The 18640-nt window shown below is 71.6% G+C and carries 17 protein-coding genes and 1 pseudogene; 13 read left to right on the forward strand and 5 right to left on the reverse strand.

Features of this window, described 5'->3' with window-relative positions; genetic code table 11:
- Positions 1–64: 64 nt before the first annotated feature.
- Positions 65–649, reverse strand: coding sequence for a DUF84 family protein (locus EXE46_RS11340; protein ID WP_137688504.1), 585 nt, complete (start codon positions 647–649; stop codon positions 65–67).
- On the reverse strand, positions 646–1446 hold the full coding sequence (locus EXE46_RS11345; RefSeq protein WP_137688505.1) for a cobalamin-binding protein: 801 nt from the start codon (positions 1444–1446) through the stop codon (positions 646–648). The genes EXE46_RS11340 and EXE46_RS11345 overlap by 4 nt, the downstream gene beginning before the upstream one ends.
- 129 nt (positions 1447–1575) lie before the next feature.
- Here EXE46_RS11345 and EXE46_RS11350 point away from each other — a divergent pair, with 129 nt between their 5' ends.
- The 6 genes from EXE46_RS11350 to EXE46_RS11375 all read left to right on the forward strand — a co-directional run bounded on the left by EXE46_RS11350 (position 1576) and on the right by EXE46_RS11375 (position 6460).
- Positions 1576–1911: an AN1-type zinc finger domain-containing protein gene (locus EXE46_RS11350; RefSeq protein WP_137688506.1), complete on the forward strand. Its 336-nt coding sequence runs from the start codon at positions 1576–1578 to the stop codon at positions 1909–1911.
- A gap of 186 nt (positions 1912–2097) precedes the next feature.
- Positions 2098–3072: a transcription initiation factor IIB family protein gene (locus EXE46_RS11355; RefSeq protein WP_137688507.1), complete on the forward strand. Its 975-nt coding sequence runs from the start codon at positions 2098–2100 to the stop codon at positions 3070–3072.
- Positions 3073–3152: 80 nt separating this feature from the next.
- Complete coding sequence (locus EXE46_RS11360) at positions 3153–3872, forward strand: type I 3-dehydroquinate dehydratase (protein WP_137688508.1); 720 nt, start codon at positions 3153–3155, stop codon at positions 3870–3872.
- Positions 3873–4230: 358 nt separating this feature from the next.
- Complete coding sequence (locus tag EXE46_RS11365; protein ID WP_137688509.1) at positions 4231–5211, forward strand: rhomboid family intramembrane serine protease; 981 nt, start codon at positions 4231–4233, stop codon at positions 5209–5211.
- Complete coding sequence (locus EXE46_RS11370) at positions 5211–6095, forward strand: endonuclease V (protein WP_137688510.1); 885 nt, start codon at positions 5211–5213, stop codon at positions 6093–6095. Before EXE46_RS11365 ends, EXE46_RS11370 begins: the two co-directional genes overlap by 1 nt.
- 92 nt (positions 6096–6187) lie before the next feature.
- The gene (locus EXE46_RS11375; protein ID WP_137688511.1) at positions 6188–6460 is read left to right on the forward strand and encodes a hypothetical protein; all 273 of its coding nucleotides are present in this window, start codon (positions 6188–6190) and stop codon (positions 6458–6460) included.
- Between the two features lie 54 nt (positions 6461–6514).
- Here the strand turns inward: EXE46_RS11375 and EXE46_RS11380 are convergent, their stop codons facing one another.
- Entirely contained in the window at positions 6515–7843 is a 1329-nt protein-coding gene (locus EXE46_RS11380) for a rhodanese-like domain-containing protein (RefSeq protein WP_137688512.1), read from the reverse strand.
- A gap of 517 nt (positions 7844–8360) precedes the next feature.
- Between EXE46_RS11380 and EXE46_RS11385 the strand changes: the two genes are divergently transcribed.
- The 6 genes from EXE46_RS11385 to EXE46_RS11410 all read left to right on the forward strand — a co-directional run bounded on the left by EXE46_RS11385 (position 8361) and on the right by EXE46_RS11410 (position 15359).
- On the forward strand, positions 8361–9128 hold the full coding sequence (locus EXE46_RS11385) for an AAA family ATPase (protein ID WP_137688513.1): 768 nt from the start codon (positions 8361–8363) through the stop codon (positions 9126–9128).
- Positions 9125–9724, forward strand: coding sequence for a hypothetical protein (locus EXE46_RS11390; protein ID WP_137688514.1), 600 nt, complete (start codon positions 9125–9127; stop codon positions 9722–9724). Before EXE46_RS11385 ends, EXE46_RS11390 begins: the two co-directional genes overlap by 4 nt.
- Positions 9725–9907: 183 nt before the next feature.
- A complete protein-coding gene (locus EXE46_RS11395) occupies positions 9908–10537 on the forward strand; it encodes a hypothetical protein (protein ID WP_137688515.1) in 630 nt (209 codons plus the stop codon).
- Positions 10538–10915: 378 nt separating this feature from the next.
- Positions 10916–13270 carry a phosphoenolpyruvate synthase gene (gene ppsA / locus EXE46_RS11400; protein WP_137688516.1) on the forward strand — a complete coding sequence of 785 codons (2355 nt, stop codon included), beginning with the start codon at positions 10916–10918 and terminating at the stop codon, positions 13268–13270.
- 77 nt (positions 13271–13347) lie between these two features.
- Complete coding sequence (gene mfnA / locus EXE46_RS11405) at positions 13348–14457, forward strand: tyrosine decarboxylase MfnA (RefSeq protein ID WP_137688517.1); 1110 nt, start codon at positions 13348–13350, stop codon at positions 14455–14457.
- Positions 14458–14720: 263 nt separating this feature from the next.
- Entirely contained in the window at positions 14721–15359 is a 639-nt protein-coding gene (locus tag EXE46_RS11410) for a halocyanin domain-containing protein (protein ID WP_137688518.1), read from the forward strand.
- 51 nt (positions 15360–15410) lie between these two features.
- On the opposite strand, the gene EXE46_RS11415 is transcribed toward EXE46_RS11410, so the two are convergent.
- A complete protein-coding gene (locus EXE46_RS11415) occupies positions 15411–16460 on the reverse strand; it encodes a glycosyltransferase (RefSeq protein ID WP_137688519.1) in 1050 nt (349 codons plus the stop codon).
- A 121-nt stretch (positions 16461–16581) separates the two neighbouring features.
- Here EXE46_RS11415 and EXE46_RS11420 point away from each other — a divergent pair, with 121 nt between their 5' ends.
- Positions 16582–18387 carry a S9 family peptidase gene (locus tag EXE46_RS11420; protein ID WP_137688520.1) on the forward strand — a complete coding sequence of 602 codons (1806 nt, stop codon included), beginning with the start codon at positions 16582–16584 and terminating at the stop codon, positions 18385–18387.
- Between the two features lie 154 nt (positions 18388–18541).
- Here the strand turns inward: EXE46_RS11420 and EXE46_RS11425 are convergent.
- Positions 18542–18640, reverse strand: a pseudogene (locus tag EXE46_RS11425) (IS1595 family transposase); the annotation flags it as partial.

The raw sequence follows: 18640 nt of genomic DNA on the forward strand, positions 1-18640 counted from the left end.
CGGCGGCGCGACACCCGCCGGAGAACCGGGAGAGTACGGCGGCGCGACACCCGCCGGAGAAGCGTCAGTACAGCCCGGACACGAACAGGCCGAGCGCGCCGCTCACCGCGGTCGCGAGCGCCTCGGACCGATCGACGCGACCGTTCGTGAGCGCGCCGGCGGCGCCGCCGCGCTTCGCGATTCCCTCGGTGTCGAGGAGGTCGTCCATCACCGGACCGAGTTCGCTCCCGTCGTCGATGCGGGCGGCGACGTCGGCCGGGAGTGCGAGGGACGGGCCGGCGCCGCGGCCGACACGGTCGCCGTCGGTCACCGCCGCCCACATGATCAGGTAGCGATCGTCGGCGCCGTCGAACTCCGCGACACCGCCCTCGATCCCGACGCCGAGGTCGTAGGCTGCGGCGCGGTCGGCTCCCGCACCGTCGATCGGGTCCGGGTCGAGAACCGCCGCGGCGCGGTTCTCCGCGCCTGCGATCGTCTCCGCGTGGCCGGTCGGCTGTTCGCTCACGCCGGAGTCGACGGGGACCGACTCGACCGCGACACCCGTCGGGTCGCCCGGAAGGTCGGCGTCCGCCGCCGCACCGAGCGCCAGTTCGACCGCGCGCCGCTTCACCGGGTTGCCGCTGCCGACGCCGACTCGCAGGGTGGTCATGCCTCGGCGTCGTCGCCCGCGGCCGAAAACGCCTCGGGATGGAGCAAGCGCGCCAGTCGCTCGACGCCGTCGAGGAGCGCGGGGCTCGGCTGGTTGAGGAGGGAGTCGTCGAGGACGTGGACCGGCGCGTCGACGGCCCAGTCGCGTTCGGCGACGGTCGCGGGGTCGACGCGGTCGCCGTGCCCGCAGACGTGGACGACCACGTGGTCGGGGTCGGCCCGCTCGACCGCGGCGGGGTCGACCTCGCGGGAGCGCTCGCCGGGGTCAGCGAAGGGGTACCGCCCGCCCGCGGCGCGGACGGCGTCGGGGACCCAGTTGCCGGCCGCCATCGGCGGGTCGGACCACTCCTCGCAGTAGACGGTGGGGCGGGGGCGGCCGGCGACGGCGTCGGCGATCCGGTCGAGCCGGTCGCGCGCGTCGGTCGCGAGTCGCTCGCCGGCCTCGGGGCGGCCGACGTCGGCACCGCGGGCCGCGAACGCCTCGACCGCGTCGTCGAGGGTCTCCGGCTCGCGGTGTGCGACGGCGAGGCCGCGCTCGCGGCAGTCGTCCGCGAGGTCGGACTGGAGGCCGTCGCTCGTGAGGACGACGTCGGGGTCGAGGGCGGCGACGCGGTCGAGGTCGGGGTTCAGCCAGCCGCCGACGGCGTCGGGAGCCCCGGTGCGGTGCGCGGAGCCGGCGTCCGCGTCGGACGGGAGGTCGCAGTGGTGCGTGACGCCGACGAGGCGGTCGACCGCCCCGAGCGCGGCGACCGTCGCGGTCGCGCTCGGGGCGAGGGAGACGACGCGGGGCTCAGTCATAGCCCGTGGTCGGGGCGCGAACGGCGCAAGCGTTTCGGTCGGATGCTTTGAAACGAGCGACGGAAGGGGTCATCGAGAGACTCTGAGACACAAAACATGAATATGTAGGCGCGACGGAAAACAGACGATATGGCCGGAAAGTCGTGCGTAGTCTGCGGATCGGCCACTAGCTCCGACGGAATGCTGTATCGGTGCGCCTACTGCGGCGATCCAGTCTGTCCGGATCATCGTCTCCCCGAAAACCACGGCTGTACCGGCGAACACCTCGATGAAGACGAAACACCAGAAGATCGGGGACCGCAGCCGATGGACCCGGAAGAAGTGACGACGATGGGAACAACACCGGAAGACATCGGACAATCGTCACCGGATGTTGCTCTCGACGGCTCGATCGCGGGCGAACAGTCGACAGATTCCGACGAGGAAGGATCGGAATCGTGGTGGCGAAAACTGCTTCCGTGGTGAGTTCACGGCGTCCGAACCGCGAAGCCAACGGTCCGGACGACGACCGGAGATCGGTGAAAACACGTGATAGATCGTGTCCTTTCGTCGGGATTCGAGCGACACGTTCCGGTCGTTTTAAGTTGTGTTCCGTCGACGGTAACGTAAGATCGCTCTCGGGCAGTTTCAGTTTCCGGGGGCAACCGAGCTATGAGTGAACGACTACACACACGGGGGAGTCGCACCCGAACGGAGACGAACGAGGAGGAATCGGAGAGCACCGACGAAACGCTGAGCTGCCCGGAGTGCGGCGGGCACGTCGTCAACGACGAGGAACACGGCGAGACGGTCTGTAGCGACTGCGGGCTCGTCGTCGAGGCGGACTCGGTCGACCGCGGTCCGGAGTGGCGCGCGTTCGACTCGCGCGAGAAGGACGAGAAGAGCCGCGTCGGCGCCCCGACCACGAACACGATGCACGACAAGGGGCTCTCGACGAACATCGACTGGCGCGACAAGGACGCGTACGGTCGGTCGCTCGGCGCGCGCCAGCGCCAGAAGATGCAACGGCTCCGCAAGTGGAACGAGCGGTTCCGCACCCGCGACTCGAAGGAGCGCAACCTCAAGCAGGCGCTCGGCGAGATCGACCGCATGGCCTCGGCACAGGGCCTGCCGGACAACGTCCGCGAGACCGCCTCCGTCATCTACCGCCGCGCGCTCGACGAGGACCTCCTCCCCGGTCGCTCCATCGAGGGCGTCTCCACCTCCTGCGTGTACGCCGCCGCCCGGATGGCCGGCGTCCCGCGCAGCCTCGACGAGATCGCCGACGTGTCGCGCGTCGAGAAGGCCGAGATCGCGCGGACGTACCGCTACGTCGTCCGCGAGCTCAAGCTCGAAGTGAAGCCGGCCGACCCCGAGCAGTACGTCCCGCGGTTCGCCTCCGACCTCGAACTGAGCGAGGAGTCGGAGATGCGCGCGAAGAGCCTCCTCCGCAACGCCAAGGAGAAGGGCGTCCACTCGGGCAAATCGCCGGTGGGTCTCGCCGCGGCCGCCGTCTACGCCGCCGCGCTCCTGACGAACGAGAAGACGACGCAGGCCGCGGTGTCGGAGGTCGCCGACATCTCCGAGGTCACCATCCGGAACCGGTACCACGAGCTGCTCGAAGCGGAAGACGGCCTCGTCGCCTGACCGGCTTCTCGCCGACCCCGTTCTCCGCGTCCGCTCGGCGGACGCACACACCTAAGTCCCCGCCCGCGGAACGCCCGCGTATGTTCGAGGAGTTCGTTCTCGCCGCGAGCACGGCCGACCTCTCCGAGGAGCCGGCGGCTCGCGAGCACGCGGACGCGGTGGAGTTCCGGCTGGACCTCGCGAGCGACCCGCTCGACCAGCTGGCGGGCTACGACGGCGAGCTCCCGCTGCTCGTCACGAACCGGGCGTCGTGGGAGGGCGGCGAGGCCGAGGGGCTCGGCCGCTACGACGCGCTCTCGACGGCGATCGGCCACGACGCGGTCGCCGCGGTCGACGTCGAACTCGCGGCGCTGCGCGGGACGCACCCCGACGCCGCGGAGGAGTCGCACGCCGCGGCCCTGCGCGACGCGGCCCGCGAGGCCGGCGTCGAGGTCGTCGCGTCCGTCCACGACTTCGAGTCCACCCCGGAGCCCGCCGCGATCGTCGACCTCCTCGCCGACGCCGCGAGCGAGGGCGACGTGGGGAAGCTGGCGACGACCGCCACCGCGCCGGCGGACGCGCTCGCGATGATCGAGGCGACCCACGAGGCGACCGCCGCCGGGCACCGCGTCGCGACGATGTGCATGGGTGAGCCGGGGCGGCACACCCGCGCGGTCACCCCGATTTACGGCTCGAAGATCGGCTACGCGCCCGTCGACCCCGCGAACGCGACCGCGCCCGGGCAGTACCCCCTCGCGACGCTCCGCCGGCTCGTGGACGACCTGAGAGACGGCGATTCGGAGACGCCGAGCGACGACTGAACCGACTTCCGCGGTGGCGCGTGCCTGCGAGCGCCCGAAGGGCGTGAGACAGCACGCGCGCGGGAGTCGCTGGCGGTCGAGCGAAGCGAAGACCGCCAGCGACGAGGTTGGGGAGGCGCGAGGCGGTCGCGGCCGGGCGGGACTCGAAGGGGCAGCCGGGAGGACGCCGCAGATGACGTAAGCACCGCAGCGAGCAGCGCGCGCGAGGAGCGCAGCGAGTGTGCGGCGTCCTCCCGGCTGGGGCTTCGGCAGTGTTCACCCACGTGATAGTGAATCCAGCACGTGAACCACCGACCGCCTCATACGAAGCCACCTAAAGAGCCAAACCGCTTTACGACCGCCCCCGTAAGTGCCGCCAATGGCGACGTGCGACGAGTGCGGGGAGTACGAGAACCTCCCCTACCAGTGTAAGCGGTGCGGCCAGACGTTCTGCGCCGAACACCGACTGCCGGAGAACCACGACTGCCCGGGGCTCGCCGGGTGGGACGACCCCGGCGGCGTCTTCGACAGCGGGTTCGACGAGAGCGTCGAGGGCGGGGCCGCGGACGGCACCGGCGGGGGCGGGGGCGCCTCCGCGGGGGCCGGCGGCGTCGTCGACCGCGTCAAGCGCCGAATCGACCGCGAGACCGGCACCGGCGGACTGGTGAGCTACTTCCGGAACAACGCGACGTACGCCATCCTGCTGGCGATGTGGGTGACGTTCGTCGCGCAGTGGATCGCGCTGTTCGTCGGCGGCCAGTCGCTCCACAACACCCTGTTCGTGCTCCAGTCGGAGGCGATCACGAACGTCTGGACGTGGGTGACGTCGGTGTTCTCGCACGCCCCCGGACAGCTGTTCCACATCATCGGGAACAGCGTCGTGATCCTGTTCTTCGGTCCGCTCGTCGAGCGCGCCGTCGGCTCGAAGAAGTTCGTGGCGTTCTTCTTCGGCGCGGGGATCGCCGCCGGGCTCGGCCACGTCCTGTTCGCGATCGCGACGAACGCCCCGCCGACCGGTGTTCTCGGCGCCAGCGGCGCCGGCTTCGCGATCCTCGGCGTGCTCACCGTCTGGCGGCCGAACATGCAGGTCCTCCTCTTCTTCGTCATCCCGATGAAGATCAAGTACCTCACGTGGGGGATCGCTGCCGTCTCCGCGCTGCTGGTCGTCACGAGCGGCACCGGCGGCGTCGGTGGCATCGCGCACCTCGCGCACCTGATCGGCTTCGCCATCGGGCTCGCGTTCGGGAAGCGCAACGAGGGGCTGGCGCGCTCCGCGGGCGGCGCGGGCGGCGTCTCGATGGGCGGCGCGCGCGGCCCGGGCGGCCCGGGCGGGCCGGGCGGCCCCGGCGGACGGCTCTGATGGACCTCGCGCGGCCCGACCTCCGACCCGATCCGTCGCTGTCGCGCGCGGAGATGGAGGCGCTCCAACGCGAGATCGCGGCGGCCGCGACGTTCGCCGACGACGGCACGCCCGACCCCGCCGCCGTCGCGGTCGAGGAGGGCGTCTCGCTCGCGGACGGGCTCCCGCCCGCGTGCGACGGCGCACAGGAGCGACTGAACGCGGGCGGCGAGTCGAGCGTGAACGCGAGCGCCGATTCGGGCGACGACCGCGACGCAGGCGCCCCGACCGTCGTCGGCGTCGATCAGGCGTTCCGCACCGACCGCGGCGATCGGCCCGACGCCGCCGTCTCAGCCGCGGTCGCGTTCCGGAACGGCCGCGTCGTCGAGTACGCGAGCGCGACGACGCCGCTCGCGATTCCGTACATCCCGGGCCTGCTCGCGTTCCGCGAGGGGGAGCCGATACTGGCCGCGCTCGACGCGCTCGACGCCGATCCCGACCTGCTGGTCTGCGACGGCTCCGGCCGAATCCACTACCGGGAGGCCGGCCTCGCGACGCACGTCGGCGTCCTCCGCGACGTGCCCAGCGTCGGCGTCGCGAAGAGCCTCCTCTGCGGCGAACCCGACGAGCCGACGGCCGAGCGCCCCGCGGGCTGGCGGACGCCGGTCCGCGCCGACGACGCGGTGACGACCGCCGAGCCGGGAACCGTCATCGGCCACGCGTTCCAGTCGCGTCAGTACCCCAACAGCAGGCGGGTGAACCCCCTGTACGTCAGTCCCGGCCACCGCGTGTCGGCGGACGGCGCGGTCGACCTCGTCGCGGCGCTGTGTGGGGGGTACAAACTCCCCGAACCGACGCGGCTCGCGGACGCCCACGCCGAGCGCGCGAAGCGAGACGGCGAGTGAACGCGGAGTCCCGGCGGCCGCCGCTGCCCGAAACGTGCCAGCAGTTGTCACTGGCAGGCGGTTTTTAGACGGGCGCCCGCGAACGTACGCTCATGGGAGACGACGACGTCGAGAGTCCGATGTCCGCCGAGGAGTTCCGGTCGCTGACCGACGGGCTGGTGCGCCAGAGTTCGGGCGGCGGCACGACCGTCTACAAGAACGCGGCAGGGGTCGGCTGCCCGAACCCCGACTGCGACCGCGGCGTGTTCCAGACGCTGTTCGTCAGCGACCACGGCTGGCAGCAGATCGGCGCGACCCGAGACGGGATCGACCTCTGTCTGGTGAACACGGAGTCGAAGCGGCTCGTCTTCATCCACGACGAGTAGGCCGGTCGCTCCGCGGGGACTGACGCCTCGGCGGCGCCTCGGCGACCCCGTTCCTCAGTCGTCGTCCGCGACGGAGTCGGCGCCCGGCTCGGCCGCGCAGCGGTTCGGCCCGAGTTCGAGTTCGATGGCGGCCGTCTCGTCCGCCGGCGACTCGACGCCGCGGTTGGCCGCGATCACCGACTCGTAGTTCGGCGGCTTCTCCGGGAGCGTCCGCGTGATCCGGTCGACGAAGTCGCTCGCGTCGAGGCCGAGTATCTCGATCTCCCGGCGCGCGTCCCCGACCGTCGTGGAGACGGGGGCGCCGGGCTCGACGTCGCCGGTCGTCCCGTCGTTCGCGACCGCGAAGTGCCCGGGGCAGACGACGACGCCGTCCGGCTCGGCGAGGAGGGTGCCGTGGAGCGAGTCGTACAAGCGGCGGGCCGCGTCGGCGGCGCCCGTCTGTGATCCGGCTTCATCACCGCCGCCCGCCGAGAACTGGAGCTCCGTCCGCCCGACGCCCTCGGTGAACAGCGTGTCGCCCGTGAGGACCGCCGCGTCGCCGACGAGGTAGCTCGCGCCGTCGTCGGTGTGTCCGGGCGTCGCGAGCGCCTTCAGGTCGACGCCGCCGACGTCGAGCGTCTCGTTGCGCCCGATCGGCTCGAAGTCGTACGCCACGTCGCGCTCGGCGGCCGCGGCCGGGAGGACGTACGGGACGCCGAGCTCGTCCGCGAGCGCGCGACCCCCCGAGAGGTGGTCGGCGTGGACGTGCGTGTCGAGGACGGCTGCGATCGACGCGTCGAGTTCGGCGGCCGCCTCGACCCACTCCTCGCCGTGTCTGGAGACGTCGACGGCGACGGCGATACGAGGCGAGCCGCCGGAGTCGGCGACGGCGACGCGGTCGGAGCCGTCGGAATCGCCCGCGGAACCGTCAGCGGGGACGTGGTCCGCCTCGCCCGACTCGCGCCCGCCGACGACGAGGTAGCCCAGACACCCCTTCGCGCGGCGCTGTATCTGGACGACGTCGAGCGGCGGGGCGTCGTCGGGCGCGTCGGGTAGCGGCACCGGGGTCCGGTCGTACACCGCGGACCAGCCGCGCATGCCGTCAGCGACGACGACCACGTCCTCGTAGCCCGCCGCGTCGAGTTCGACGGCGAAGGCGTCCGAGGCCTTCCCCTTCGCGCACAGCGTGATCACGCTGTCGTCGGCCGAGAGACCGGTCTCGCGCTCGAAGTCGTCGACGTCGAACTCGTGGAACGGCTTGTAGAAGTAGTGGACGGCGTCCGCGACGCGCCACCCCTCGAAGCTCTCCTCCGGTCGCGTGTCGACCACGGCGAACGAGCGCTCGCCGCGCCGTCGCTCGTCGAGCCTGTCGCGGAACTCGTCGGCGGAGATCGTTTCGACCATACCGGAGTCTTGTTCCGCGTGATCAAAAGCGCTCGGACGAGAAGTAGGGGTGGATCAGCGGCGGCGAGATAGCGCTGCGTGCTGGTGCTCTCCAACGGCTCGCTGATAAATGAACGATGACGCTGCGGTGAAGACCGCCAAAGTCCCAGCCGCTCGATTATAAATAGCAAACGGCAGATCAACCGCGAACACCGCCAAAGCCCCAGCCGCGAGGACTCGCGCGGTTGGCTGCGCTCCTCGTCACTCACTTCGCTCGTTCCTGTGGTGCTCACGTCGCCGAGCTTCGTCCTCGCGGCTGCCCCTTTGAGTCCCACCCCGCACCGCACAGCAACCGCACCTCACACCTCCCCAGCCTCGTCGACCTCCCTCTGCTTCGCTCCGGTCGGCCGACTCCCTCGCGCGTGCTGCTCGCGGCCAAGGGCCGCTCGCAGGCACGCGCCACCGCGATCCGCAGCAGGTGAGCATCACCGCGACCGCGATGGATAGCTTTTATTCGGACCGCCCGGAGAGCGGGCGTATGGTCGAGGCGTTCGCGGTCGCCAGCGGGAAGGGCGGCACGGGGAAGACGACGAGCACGCTCGCGCTCGGGATGGCGCTCGCGGCCGACCACGACGTGACGGTCGTGGACGCCGACACCGGGATGGCGAACCTCCTCTTTCACGCCGGGCTCGACGACGCGGCGGTCACCCTCCACGACCTCCTCGTCGAGGGCACCGCGACCGACGTGAACGAGGCGGTCTACGAGCGGTTCGGGCTCTCGGTCGTCCCCTGCGGCACCTCGCTCGCCGGCTTCGAGGCCGCGGAACCGGAACGGCTCCGCGACGTGGTGGCCGAGCTCGCGCGCGACACCGACGTGCTCCTACTCGACTCGCCCGCCGCGCTGGGCTCGAAGTCAGCCGTGTTACCGGTCGTACTCGCGGACCGCGTCGTGGTCGTCGTCGAGCCGACGATCCCCGCGCTCTCGGACGGGCTGAAGGTCCAGGAGTACGCGCGATCGTACGGCACGGAGACCGCGGGCGTCCTCTTCAACAAGGTCCGGAGCGAGGCCGACGACGTGGCCGCGCAGGCAGAGCGCCACTTCGGCGGCCCCGTCCTCGCGAACGTCCCCGAGAGCGACGCGGTCCGAGCCGCCCGGCGAGCCGGCGAGCCCCTGCTCGCGCACGCCCCGGAGAGCGAGGCCGCCGCGCGCTACCGGCTGGCGGCCGACCGGCTCGACGTGCGCGACGGCGACGGCGACGCGGTCGCCGACCGGTTCCGCAGCGCGGTCGTCCCCGACACGCCATGAGCGGACGCACGGAAGGCGACGGCGCGGGCTCGCCGACGCTCACCATCCCGCGGGGGACCCTCCTGCGCTCGCGGGTCGTCTCCGACGTCGGCACGACGCTGTCGCGCGCGCTCGACCGCGGGCTCACCGGCTACGCGACGCTCGTCCCGCAGGAGACGCTGCTCCTGTCCGGCGAGGCCCGGGGCGTCATCACGTTCGACGACGGCGTGCCCGTGCTGGCGTACAACACCGTGACCGACAGCGGCGGCCCGGGCGCCCTCGCGGAGCTGGCGGTCCCCGGCCCCTACCGCGTCGAGCTGTACGCCGTCGACGCCGACGGACTGGCGGCGGCCCACGAGGAGGAGGCGTTACGGGTCGCGCCCGACGCGGCCGCGACGGAGCTGGCCGACGACGCCGACCTCGCCGACCGGACCCGCGAGGCGGCGCCCGACGAGCGGCTGCGAGACGCCGCTGACGAGGACGACGCCGTCGCCGCCTTCCTCGCGGACGACGACCGGATCGACGCGATCCGCGAGCAGGCGCGGTCGGAGGCGCGCGACCGCGCCGCCGAGTGGGGACTCGACGACGCGCTCGACGGACCGACCGAGTCCGAGTGACCGAGCGGACGTGTTCCGGCTCGGTCCGACCCCCGACCCGGCGCGCCGGGGCCGAACGGTTATCTCCGTCCGGTCCCTCCGATCGGTATCACAGTCCTCCGCCTCCTGCGACTGACGACGCCCGCCGACTTCGCGGCCTGGTACGAGGCCGGTCGCGCCTACACGACCGGCGTCGCCGAGGGGATGGGATTCGACGGCGTCGACGCGCTCGACGACGACCGGACCGTCCGTCGGCTCCGGACGGCGCCCGACGAGCTGACGCCGGGCGAGGCGCGCTCGGTCGCGGCGACGCTGCTCGCGGACGGCGCGTTCTCCGAGCCGTACTGCGAGTGGCTGCCGACGTGGTACGAGCTCGCGCTGATCGCGCCGGTCCGGTACGCCGACTGGCGGCTGCGCCGCGTCGCCGGGGCGGTCGCCGAGCGCGCGTCCGTCACGGCGACCGCGCCCCGGTTCTCGCGCCCGACGGACGTCCGGATCGACGGCGCACCGGCGCTGTCCCGGGTCTCCGGCTTCCGGGAGCGGTTCCTCCTCGCCGACTCGCTGCTCCACCTGGAGTGGTTCGACCACGTCGCGGCCGCCGACGGGATCGACGTGCCCGACGCCCTCGTCGCGCGGACCCGCGAGGAGTCGCTGTCGTACTACGGCGGCGAGCGCGACCGCCTCTCGCCGGACGTGCGGCGGTTCCAGCGCCACCTGTTCGCCGACGACCGCTGGGTGCGGTGCGTGGACGAGGCGTACGGCCTCGACAGCGCGCTGTTCGGGCTCTGGGAACGGCTGCTGCGCGACGAGCGACGGCGGCTCGACGAGGACTGACCCGGAGTGCGAACCGCCTCCCGGGTCGCCCGGGATCTGTTACAGGACCTGTAACTCGTTACAGTGTCTGATCGCAGAACGGCAGGTAAGTATAGGACTGCCGGTCTATTACGGAGTGGTACGAACCGCGACTCGGTTCGCTGTCCTCGACGCTTCGGCCCTCGTTTTCCGGACCTGACGCGCTCCGCGCTCGCTCGTGTCGCACCTGACGCTCTGCCATCCGTGCTACCGCTCCGCGATCCGTTCTACAGCTCCGCGATCCGCTCTGACGCTCCGCGATCCGCACCGGGACACAACTCGGTCCCGAGTTGTCTTTTATTCACCATTGCGCGTGCCGGAAGCTTCATAGGTCGGCTCGCGGATCCTCCGGGTACACGAATGGCAGTACTCTTGCTGGAGGACGTCGACGCCGACGACGTCGGGACCGTCGGCGGGAAGGCCGCGTCGCTCGGCGAACTCATCGGTGCGGGGCTCCCGGTGCCGCCGGGGTTCGCCGTCACCGCGGGGACGTATCGGACCTTCATCGAGGAGGCCGGGATCGACGACGAGCTGTTCGAGGCGGTCGACGTCGACCCCGAGGACTCCGCGGCGCTCCGGGAGGCCGAGGCGCGAGCGGAGGAACTCATCCTCGACGCGCCGTTCCCCGAGGACGTGCGCGAGGAGATCCTCGAAGAGTACCGGGCGATGGGCGAGGACGGCGAGGAGGCGTTCGTCGCCGTCCGCTCCTCGGCCACGGCCGAGGACCTCCCCGACTCCTCGTTCGCTGGCCAGCAGGAGACGTTCCTCAACGTCCGCGAGGACGACCTCCTCCGGCGCGTGAAGGAGTGTTGGGCCTCGCTTTTCACCCAGCGCGCGATCTACTACCGACAGCAGCGCGGCTTTCCCCACGAGGACGTCGACATCGCGGTCGTCGTCCAGCGGATGGTCGACGCCGACAAGTCCGGCGTGATGTTCACCAGCCACCCCTCGACGGGCGAGCCGCAGGTCACCATCGAGGCCGCGTGGGGCCTCGGCGAGGCGGTCGTCTCCGGCACGGTCTCCCCCGACAACTACGTGTACGACCGCGGGCGCGGCGCGGTCGACGAGGTCACCGTCGCGGACAAGAAGGTGGAGATGGTGAAAGACGACGAGACCGGCGAGACGGTCCAGCTCGACGTCGGCGAGGACCGGCGGAACGCGCGGGTGCTCTCCGACGCCGAGATCGGTGACCTCGTCGAGCTCGGCGAGCGCGTCGAGGACCACTACGGAACGCCGCAGGACGTCGAGTGGGCGATCTACGACGGCGAGATATACATGCTCCAGTCGCGCCCGATCACGACGATCCGGGAAGACGAGGGGGAGGAGGAAGCGGACGCGTCCGGCACCGGCGGCGAGACCCCGCGGAAGTCGACCGCCGGCGACGCGTCGTCCGGCCAGCCGGGCGCCGCCAGCGTCTCGAACGGCGGCGAAGAGGAGGACGTCCTCGTCGACGGGCTCGGCGCGAGCCCCGGCGTCGTCTCCGGGGCCGTCCGGATCGTCCACAAGCTCGACCACCTCGACCAGGTCCAGGAGGGCGACGTGATGGTGACGGAGATGACGATGCCAGACATGGTGCCCGCGATGAAACGCGCCGCCGGCATCGTCACCGACGAGGGCGGGATGACGAGCCACGCGGCGATCATCTCGCGCGAACTCGGCGTCCCCGCGGTCGTCGGCACCGGCAACGGGACCCGCGTCCTCGAAGACGGCCAGCAGGTCACCCTCGACGGCGACAAGGGGACGATCCGGGCGGGGCAGTCCGAGTCCGCCGAGTCCGGCGAGGAGTTCGAGCCGGTGGAGGCGGCGCGCCCCGAGACGCCCGTCAAGCCGATGACGGCGACGGAGGTGAAGGTGAACGTCTCGATCCCGGAGGCGGCCGAGCGCGCCGCGGCGACGGGCGCCGACGGCGTCGGGCTGCTCCGGATCGAGCACATGGTGCTGTCGCTCGGGAAGACGCCCGAGAAGTACATCGCCGACCACGGCGCCCGCGCCTATCAGGACGAGCTCATCGAGGGCGTCCGGCGCGTCGCCGACGAGTTCTATCCGCGACCGGTCCGGGTGCGGACCATCGACGCGCCGACCGACGAGTTCCGCGAGCTGGAGGGCGGCGAGGGCGAACCCGCCGAGCACAACCCGATGCTCGGCTGGCGCGGGATCCGCCGGAGCCTCGACAAGCCGGAGCCGTTCCGGCAGGAGCTGGCCGCGTTCGCGCGCCTCTACGACATGGGGTACGACAACCTAGAGGTGATGTTCCCCCTAGTCAACGACGCGAGCGACGTCGAGGGGGTCAAACGGCACATGCGCGAGGCCGGGATCGACCCCGAGACGCACCGCTGGGGCGTGATGATCGAGACGCCCGCCAGCGCGCTCCAGATCGAGGAGCTGGCGGCCGCCGGCATCGACTTCGCCTCCTTCGGCACCAACGACCTCACGCAGTATACGCTCGCGGTCGACCGCAACAACGAGCACGTCGCCGACCGGTTCGACGAGCTCCACCCCGCCGTGTTGCGGCTCATCGGCGACACGATCGAGACGTGCCGCGAGCTGGGCGTCGACACCAGCATCTGCGGGCAGGCCGGCTCGAAGCCCGAGATGGTCGAGTTCCTCGTCGAGAAGGGGGTCTCCTCCATCTCCGCGAACATCGACGCGGTCCGCGACGTCCAACACGAGGTGAAGCGGACCGAACAGCGCCTGCTGCTCGATTCGGTCCGCTGAGACCGTCCGAGCCGACCTTTCACGCTCAGAGCCGAGAGCGGAACGAGTAAGAGCCGCGCCCGGTAACGGGAAGTCGAATGCAACGGCCGGAACCGGAGCCGCGGTCGTTCGACCGGGTGCTCTCCTCGATGTGCACGGAGCCGCATCCGGACGCCCGCGCGGCCGCCGAGCGGTTCCTCGCGACGAACCCGGGCGACCCCGCCACCTACGACGCGGTCGCGGATTTGGAGGCGCGCGCGGTCGAGGGGCTCGCGACGCTGGCCGACCACCCGAGCCCGGGCGACGCCGCGGGGTACGTCACCTCCGGCGGCACCGAGGCGAACGTCCAGGCGGTGCGGTCGGCGCGGAACCGACACGACGGCGGACGTGGCGCGAGCGACGGGAGCGGCGGCGGCGGACGCGCCCTCAACGTCGTCGCCCCTGCGAGCGCGCACTTCTCGTTCCACAAGGCGGCGGCGGTGCTGGGCGTCGAACTGCGGACGGTCCCCCTCGACGGCGACTACCGGGCCGACACCGACGCGGTCGCGGCCGCGGTCGACGACGCGACCGCGCTCGTCGTCGGCGTCGCCGGGAGCACGGAGTACGGGCGGGTGGACCCGATCGGAGAGCTGGCGGCGATCGCCGACGAGGCGGGCGCGCGGTTCCACGTCGACGCCGCGTGGGGCGGGTTCGTCCTCCCCTTTACCGACCACGCGTGGTCGTTCGACGACGCGCCGGTCGACACGCTGACCATCGATCCCCACAAGTTCGGGCAGGCGCCGGTGCCGGCGGGCGGGCTGTTAGCGCGCGAGGACGCCGCGCTCGACGCGCTCGCGGTCGACACCCCCTATCTGGAGACGCGGTCGCAGGCGACGCTCACCGGGACCCGGAGCGGCGCCGGCGTCGCGGGCGCGGTCGCGGCGATGGACGCGCTGTGGCCCGACGGCTACCGCGAGGCGGCCGAACGCGCGGCCGACAACGCCGACTGGCTCGCCGAGGGGCTCGCCGACCGCGGGTACGACGTCGTCGAGCCCGAACTCCCGCTCGTCGCGGCCGACGTGCCCGAACCCGAGTTCGCCGCGCTGCGGGACGCCGGCTGGAAGGTGTCCCGGACCGGCGCGGGCGAGCTCCGCGTCGTGTGTATGCCGCACGTGACGCGGTCGGCGCTGCGGGCGTTCCTCGACGACCTCGATCGGATTCGGCGATAGCCCGCGTTTAAACACCGACCACCGCGGCGACGTCTGTTGATGGTTCGAGGAGCGGTGGCGCGTGCCCGCGATCGGCCGCTCGTGGCGGCCGTGAGCGGCACCGCGCGAGGGAGTCGGGCGCGACAAGGGCGACCGAAGGGAGCCCGCGGGACGCGCCCGACGAGGCTGGGGAGGCGTGAGGGGCCGTGCGGGGCGGTCGATCGCGGCGGCGGTGCCACGTCCGGATCAACATATTCACTACGGGGCACCACGAACCGGGCTGTATGAGTTCGGACGACGTCTCTCGGCGCGCGTTCATGCGGACGGCCGGCGGTGCGGCGGCCGCCGCCGGCGCGGCGACGGCGACGGCGGGGACGGCGGCGGCACAGGAAGTGGCACCCGACTGGCCGAGCGGGGCCGAAGGGAACGTCGGGTCGTACACCGACGCCCGCGGCCAGGACTCGGTGACCATCTCGGTCGGCGCCGGCGACCAGGGCCTCGCGTTCGACCCGACGCTGGTGTGGGTCGACGAGGGGACGACGATCGTCTGGGAGTGGACGGGCAACGGCGGCGACCACAACGTCCAGACCGTCGACGGCGGCGGGCCGGCCAGCCTCGACAGCGGCAGTCCGGTCGGCGAGGAGGGGAACACCTACGAGTACGAGACGTCGGGCGAGGACGCCGGCATCACCCACTACCACTGCGTCCCCCACACCGCGGTCGGCATGCACGGCGGCATCGCCGTCGGCGGGGACGTCGCCACCGTCGAGACCGGCGGGGGCGGAGGGTCGAACGCGGTGTTCGTCCCGGACGCCGCCCGCGCGCTCGGCATCGCGACGTTCATCGCGATGGTGAGCACGCTGGGGCTGGCGTTCGTCTTCATGAAGTACGGCGGTTCGATCACCGGCCGCGAGCAGGCGTAGCGGACGGCGATCGGTCCCTTTTCACAGTCGTCGCCGGCCGGCTGCCCGGTCTCACTCCCCGTCGAGGAGCTCCTCGTACAGCGCGACGTAGCGGTCGACCACCGCCTCGTGGTCGTACGAGGCGAACTCGCAGTCGACCGATCGCCGGTCGAGATCGCCGACCGCGACGAACTCGTCCGCCAGCTCCGCCGGGCTCGTCACGAGCCGTCCGCGCTCGCGGCCCTCGACGAGCTCGTGAGCGCTGGAGTCCGCCTGGTACTCGACGAGGGCGACGCAGCCGCAGGCGACCGCCCACAGCAGGTCGGTCGCGAACGTCTCCCACGTCGCGGTCGCGACGGCGACGTGCGTCCCCTTGAGTATCGGGAGCCGCTCCTCGACCGGCAGGTCGCCGAGGAACGCGACCCGGTCGTCGATCCGGAGGTCCGCGGCGGTCGACTCGATCCGGCCGCGCTCCGGGCCGTCGCCGATCACCGCCGCGGTCCAGTCGCGGCCCCGAAGCTCGGCCAGTCCGAGGAGGAACGTCTCGACGTTGGCGTGGCGGTCGAGCCGTCGCGAGTACACCGCGTCGAACCGGTCGTCGACGCCCGCGGTCTCGACGGCGTCGAAGTCGATGCTCTCGGGGAGGACGCGGACGTCGTCGCCGTCGGCGCCGTGTTCGCGGACGCGCGTCTTGGTGGTCCGCGAGGGGGTCGCGACCGCGTCCGCGCGCCGCGCGAGCGGCCGGTACCAGCGACGGGCGTCGGCGGGATGGTCGCGCCACCAGTCGACGACGACCGGGGCCCGTGAGAGCGACCCCCCGACCGTGGCGGCCAGCGCGGGCGTCGGCGGGCTGTTGACCGCGTGGACGACGTCGGGGGCGACGCGGCGGAGGGCGGTCGGCAGCCGCGCGACGAAGGCGGCGGGCGCGGGCTCGACGGTGACCGATCGATACTCGATGCCGTCCTCGTCGAAGACGTCGTGGTCGCCGCCCCACCAGCGGGCGCAGAGCCAGACGACGTCGTGGCCGCGGTCGGCGAGGGCGCGAGCGGTCCGCAGGGTTCGCGTTCGCGCCGGGGTCTCCCCGTGTCCGGGGGCGAAAAGCGAGACGAACGCGACGCGCATACGCCGACCGCACGGGGGGCGCCGGTAAAAAGACACGGCATCCGGACGGGAGATGGCGCGGCGACCGCGTCCGAGGTCCGCCACCCGAAACGGTTTCACGACACGCGCGGAACCGAGTGGCATGCGACAGTACGACATCGAGCGCTACCTCAACGTGCGGAGCGCGGGCGGCGCCGACCTCGGTCCCGACGGCCGGCTCTCCTTCCTGCTCGACACGACCGGGACCGGGCAGGTGTGGTCGGTCCGCGAGCCCGAGTCGTGGCCCGAACAGCACACCTTCTTCGAGGAGTCGGTCTCCTTCGTCGACTCCTCCCCGGAGCGCTCCGAGGCCGTCTTCGGCATGGACGAGGGCGGCAACGAGCGCGCGCAGCTCTACCGGCTCGACTTCGAGTCGGGGGCGATCACGGACCTGACGGCCGAACCGGAGTCGAAACACCGGTGGGGCGGCTGGGACTCGGCCGGCGACCGGTTCGCGTTCGCGTCGAACCGCCGCGACGAGGCCGTCTTCGACGTGTACGTTCAGGGCCGCGAGGAGACCGGCAACGACGCCGAACTCGTCTACGAGGGGGACGGCTGGCTCTCGGTCGCCGGGTGGTCGCCGAGCGACGACCGCCTGATCGTCCACGAGGCGCACTCCTCGTTCGACCACGACCTGTACACCCTCGACCTGTCGAGCGGCGATCTGACTCACCACACGCCACACGACGGCGACGTCCGGTACGCCAGCCCGGAGTGGGGCCCCGACGGCGAGGGAGTGTACCTCGTCACCGACCGCGAGAGCGACACGCTCCGCTTAGAGCGGCTCGACTTGGCGACCGACGAGTTCGACGTCGTCGCCGACGGCGACGAGTGGAACGTCGACGGCGTCGCGATAGACGAGGACTCCCGGCGGATCGTCTACTCCCGGAACGTCGACGGCTACACTGAGATCACCGCGGGCGAGCTCGTCGCGCCCGACCGGATCGACGAGTTCCCGACGCCGGACCTGCCGCGGGGCGTCGCCGGCGGCGTGAGCTTCGGCCCCGAGGGCGACCGGTTCGCGGTGACGACGACGGGCAGCACGCACAACGCGAACGTCTACGTCGTCGACGCGACCAGTGGCGAGGCGGAGCGCTGGACCCGGGCCTCGACCGCGGGCGTCCCCGCGGACACGTTCGTCGAGCGCGAACTGGTCCACTACCCCACGTTCGACGGCCGCGAGATCCCCGCGTTCTTCTCCGTGCCCGAGACGGAGCCGCCGGAGTCGGGCTACCCGGTCGTCGTCGACATCCACGGCGGGCCGGAGTCCCAGCGTCGCCCCTCGTTCGCGTCGGTCACGCAGTACCTGCTGAACAACGGGTACGCCGTCTTCGAGCCGAACGTCCGCGGTTCATCGGGGTACGGGAAGGCGTACTCCGCGCTCGACGACGTCGAGAACCGGATGGACTCGGTGAAAGACATCCGGGAGGGCGTCGGCTGGCTCCACGACCACCCCGAGGTCGACCCGGACCGCGTCGTCGCGATGGGCGGTTCGTACGGCGGGTTCATGGTGCTGGCGTCGCTGACGGAGTACCCGGAGCTGTGGGCCGCCGGCGTCGACATCGTCGGCATCGCGAACTTCGTCACCTTCTTAGAGAACACCGGCGACTGGCGGCGCTCGCTGCGCGAGGCCGAGTACGGCTCGCTGGCGGCGGACCGCGAGTTCCTGGAGTCCGTCTCGCCGATCAACAACATCGAGCGGATCGAGGCCCCCCTCTTCGTCCTCCACGGGGAGAACGACCCGCGGGTGCCGGTCGGCGAGGCCGAACAGATCGTCGAGGAGGCCCGCAAGCAGGGCGTCCCGGTCCGGAAGCTGATCTTCGATGACGAGGGGCACGGGTTCGCGAAGCTCGACAACCGGATCGAGGCGTACCGCGAGATCGTCGACTTCCTCGCCGAACACGTCTGAGAGGACGATTCCTGTCGAATTTTTGGATAGGTTCGGATGGTCGCAGTTCTTTATTTATAACTGAGAGAGCGCAGTGCGGCGGCGGATATCTTCAAAGCCTCACTCAGCCGTTTGTAAATACATGACCGCTCTTGTGGCGGAGATTGTTGGTGAGTCATAGCGCAGTTTCGAGGATGGTTTTGAGCGCTTCTTTCCCCGGTTTTCGGAACACTTCACGACGGAGCTGAAACGCTCGGAGATATGGTGTGAGTCT

It is taken from the genome of Halorubrum sp. GN11_10-6_MGM (assembly GCF_005435165.1).
GTDB lineage: Archaea > Halobacteriota > Halobacteria > Halobacteriales > Haloferacaceae > Halorubrum.